Below are 3,740 nucleotides of genomic sequence, written 5' to 3' on the forward strand. Positions count from 1 at the left end.
ATGCCCGAACGCGACCGCGACGATCAGGGACGCGCCGCCAACGCCCGGCCCCGCGACCGGCTGGGCCGCCCACTACCGCCGGGCAGCCCCGGTGTACCGCGCATCCCCGACGACCTGGACCTCGAACCATCCGAAGCGCTCGACTACGCCCAGCGGCTACTCGACCGCGGCCTGGCCTTCAACGCGCACGAAGTCCTGGAATCGGTCTGGAAGAACGGGCCGGAGGCCGAACGCATGCTATGGCAGGGCCTGGCCCAGTACGCGGTCGGCCTCACCCATATCCAGCGCGGAAACCCCAAAGGCGCGCGCACCCTGCTCCGCCGGGCGGCCGAACGGCTGCGGGCCTTCGATATCGCCGCGGCCGGCTACCAGGGCGACGACCTGCCCTACCGCCTCGACCGCCCCGGGCTGCTCGCGCACGCCGAGGCACTGCTGAACGAGCTGGACACGCGCTTTCCCGAAACCGACCCGGCAGAGACCACGACCGGGCCCCTCGTCGACGAGTCCGCGCTCATGCCCCGGCTCACGCGGGACCTACCATGACCTCGATGCCCACCGACCGAGCGACCGCACCGGCCGGGGCCGGCCGGTACGCGCCGAGCCCCTCGGGTGATCTGCATCTGGGAAATCTGCGCACCGCCCTGCTGGCCTGGTTGTTCGCCCGCACCACGGGACGCCGGTTCGTACTGCGGGTCGACGACCTGGACCGGGTCCGGCCCGGGGCCGAACAGCGCCAGCTGGCCGATCTCGCCGCACTCGGAATCGATTGGGACGGACCGGTGCTGCGTCAATCGGGGCGAATCGCGCACTACGATGCCGCGGTGCGCCGGCTCACCGGCGCCGGCCTCACCTACGAGTGCTACTGCACCCGAAAGGAAATCCAGCAGGCCGCCACCGCCCCGCACGGACCCCAGGGCGCCTACCCCGGCACCTGCCGCGATCTCACCCCGGCCGACCGCGAGCGGCGGCGGGCGGCGGGCCGGCCCGCCGCGATCAGGCTCCGTTCGACCCGGGCCGAATTCGAGATCACCGATCGCCTGCACGGGCGCTACCGCGGCCCGGTCGACGATTTCGTACTGCGACGCGGCGACGGTATACCGGCCTACAACCTGGCGGTCGTCATCGACGATGCCGGGCAGGGCGTGGACCAGGTGGTCCGGGGTGACGATCTACTGCCGTCCACACCCCGGCAGGCCTACCTCGCGACCCTGCTCGGCCTCCCGGTGCCCGAATACGCCCACGTCCCGCTGGTGCTGAACACCGCGGGACAGCGGCTGGCCAAACGCGACGGCGCGGTCACCCTGACCGACCGTCTCGCCCGCGGCGACACCGCCGAGGGCGTGGTCGCCGGACTCACCGCATCGCTCGGATTCACCGGCCGCACGGCCGCGGCGGCACTGGCCGAATTCGACCCGGACCGCCTCCCCCGCGAACCGTGGGTGCTGGACCCCGGCAGCTTGGTGCATACCGGCGCCGGTCCGTAACCTGGCCTGCGACCGGGTCTTCACGAGTACGAGTTCAGGCAGGCGAGATGACCAGTGGCGGGTACCAACCCAGCAACCACCCCCAGGCCGGGCAGCCGTACGGGCAGCAGCCGCAGTACCCACCGGGACCGTACGGGCAGCAGCCCGGACAGTATGCCCCGCCGCCGCAGCAGCAACCGTACGGACACCGGCCCCCGCCGCCACCACAACCCCCGCAGCCGCCCGCCGAACCGAAACCGGCCTATGAGCAGCAGGTGTTTCCGCAGGCACAATACGGAGGTCAGCAGTACGGGCAGTACGATCCGGCGTTCGGCGTACCCGGCAAGTTGTGGCCACGGTTCGCGGCCCGGTTGATCGACGGCCTGATCGTCGCCCTGCCGCTGGCCATCCTGCTCAACTTCATCATCATCCCGAATATGGTCGGGTTCGCCGGGGTAGCGGTCAGCTACGCGATCATCTTCGCGGCGATGCTGGTGTACTACGTCGCGATGGAAAGCCGGACCGGAGCCACCCTCGGCAAGAAGATCCTGGGGCTCAAAGTTGTGGCGCCCAACGGCGCGCCGACCGTCGCGCCGCTGGCCTCGCTGAAACGCAATATCTATCTGGCCGCGCAGATCGTTCCGTGCCTCGGCTGGCTCGTCGGACTCGCGCTCATGCTCTACATCGGCGCCACTTTGGACAAGGACCCGAACAAGCAGGGCTGGCACGACAAACTCGCCGGAGGAACGCAGGTCCTCACCGCCTGATACGGATAAGTCCCCGCCGAGGGGCGGGGACGGCTCAGGCTGTCGCGGCCACCACGATCATCACCACGAAATACAGCGCGATCAACACGATCAACGCCGCCCCGGCCCAGATCCCGCCCAGCGCCAGACCACGACCCTCCTGTCCGCTGTCCCGGATCTGGTTGAGCGCGATCACCCCGAGGATGATGCCCACGATCGAGGTGACACCACAGGTCGCGAAACCGGCCAGCGACGTCACCAGCGAAGCGATCGCCAGCCCGTTGGTCCCCCGATGGGTCGGGTAGGCGTAGGGCTGATAGCCGGCGGGATACCCGGGAGCCGCCGCACCGTAGGGCGTGGCCGGATAGGAGGGCTGGGCCGGATACGGTCCCGCCGGAGGCGGGGCCTGGTAGGACGGTGCGGCCGGGGAAGGCGCGGCAGGCGGCGGCGACGAAGGGTACTGGGGCGCCGAGGGATAGCTCGACGGACCGCTCGCCGGCGATCCGCCACCACCGGCCGCGGGGTCCGACGAGACGCCCGACCCCCCGTATTGCTTCCACCACTCGTCGGATTCCCCGGGGTTCGTCATGACTACACCCTATTCCAGAATTTGATTGGATAGCCCCGTGGAAGATCCGAAGAAAACCCAGTTATCCGGCCGGTCTGGACACCCCGCGCCCGCGCACGCGGCCTTCGCCCAGGTGGCGCGGGGGTACTACACGCCGATCGTCGTACTGTTCACAGCGACACTCATCATCTCCAATATCTGCGCGACCAAGGGCGTCCAGTTCTTCACCGGCAGCTCACTGACCCTCGGCCCCCTCGAAATCCTGCCCATCACCACCGACGCCGCGTTCTTCCTGTTCCCGCTGGCCTATGTGCTCGGCGACGTACTCAGCGAGGTCTACGGTTTCCGCGCCACCCGGCACGCGGTGCTCTACGGTTTCACCGCCCTGCTGGTCACGGTGCTCTGCTTCGCCATCGCCATCCGCCTGCCCGCCGCCTCGTTCTACGAGAACCAGGAAGCGTTCCGCACCGTAATCGGCACCACACCGCAACTGGTGGCGGCCGGACTGGCGGGATACGTGGTCGGCCAGCTGCTCAACTCCGCGACCCTGGTGCTGATCAAGGAACGCACCCGCGAGAAACATCTGTGGGCCCGCCTCATCGGCTCGACGGTGGTGGGCGAACTCGCCGACACCCTGATCTTCTGCTCGATCGCCGCGACCGCGATCGGAATCGACAGCTGGGGTCAGTTCCTCAACTACGTGATCGTGGGCTTCCTGTGGAAAACCCTGGTCGAGGTGATCATGCTCCCGGTGACCTACAGGGTGATAGCGCTGCTCAAGCAGCACGAACCGACCTACCAGGCCCGGGAAACCTCTCCACTGCGTTCCTGAGGGTCGGCCTCGCGTGACGAAAAGGCGGCCTCGCTCGCAGAGGTGAGGGGGGTGACCCTGCCCGCCAAGGCGAGAAGGTGACCCCACCCGCCAAGGTGAGAAGGTGACCCCGCCCGCCAAGGTGAGTAGGT

At 68.9% G+C, this 3,740-nt stretch carries 5 protein-coding genes; 4 read left to right on the top strand and 1 reads right to left on the bottom strand.

Translation table 11 applies throughout. From position 1 onward, the window contains the following. The 3 genes from ACWDU1_RS30610 to ACWDU1_RS30620 all read left to right on the top strand — a co-directional run. Positions 1-543: DUF309 domain-containing protein (locus ACWDU1_RS30610; protein WP_450003805.1), on the top strand; the 543-nt coding region annotated here is incomplete at its 5' end. Further along, positions 540-1,484: a tRNA glutamyl-Q(34) synthetase GluQRS gene (gene gluQRS / locus ACWDU1_RS30615; RefSeq protein ID WP_450003807.1), complete on the top strand. Its 945-nt coding sequence runs from the start codon at positions 540-542 to the stop codon at positions 1,482-1,484. The genes ACWDU1_RS30610 and gluQRS, both read left to right, overlap by 4 nt. Positions 1,485-1,531: 47 nt before the next feature. Beyond that, positions 1,532-2,230: an RDD family protein gene (locus tag ACWDU1_RS30620; RefSeq protein WP_450003808.1), complete on the top strand. Its 699-nt coding sequence runs from the start codon at positions 1,532-1,534 to the stop codon at positions 2,228-2,230. Positions 2,231-2,264: 34 nt separating this feature from the next. Here ACWDU1_RS30620 and ACWDU1_RS30625 read toward each other — a convergent pair whose 3' ends face one another. After that, entirely contained in the window at positions 2,265-2,798 is a 534-nt protein-coding gene (locus tag ACWDU1_RS30625) for a DUF4190 domain-containing protein (protein ID WP_450003810.1), read from the bottom strand. Positions 2,799-2,835: 37 nt separating this feature from the next. On the opposite strand from ACWDU1_RS30625, the gene ACWDU1_RS30630 reads away from it, so the two are divergent. Beyond that, positions 2,836-3,609, top strand: coding sequence for a queuosine precursor transporter (locus tag ACWDU1_RS30630; protein WP_450003812.1), 774 nt, complete (start codon positions 2,836-2,838; stop codon positions 3,607-3,609). Positions 3,610-3,740: the final 131 nt, after the last annotated feature.

The sequence above is a fragment of the Nocardia sp. NPDC003345 genome (assembly GCF_053589395.1).

Excerpts from the sequence above, each read along its gene's own strand:
- ACWDU1_RS30625 (WP_450003810.1), bottom strand. The coding sequence starts at position 2,798 with ATGACGAACCCCGGGGAATCCGACGAGTGGTGGAAGCAATACGGGGGG.
- ACWDU1_RS30620 (WP_450003808.1), top strand. The coding sequence starts at position 1,532 with ATGACCAGTGGCGGGTACCAACCCAGCAACCACCCCCAGGCCGGGCAG.
- gluQRS (WP_450003807.1), top strand. The coding sequence starts at position 540 with ATGACCTCGATGCCCACCGACCGAGCGACCGCACCGGCCGGGGCCGGC.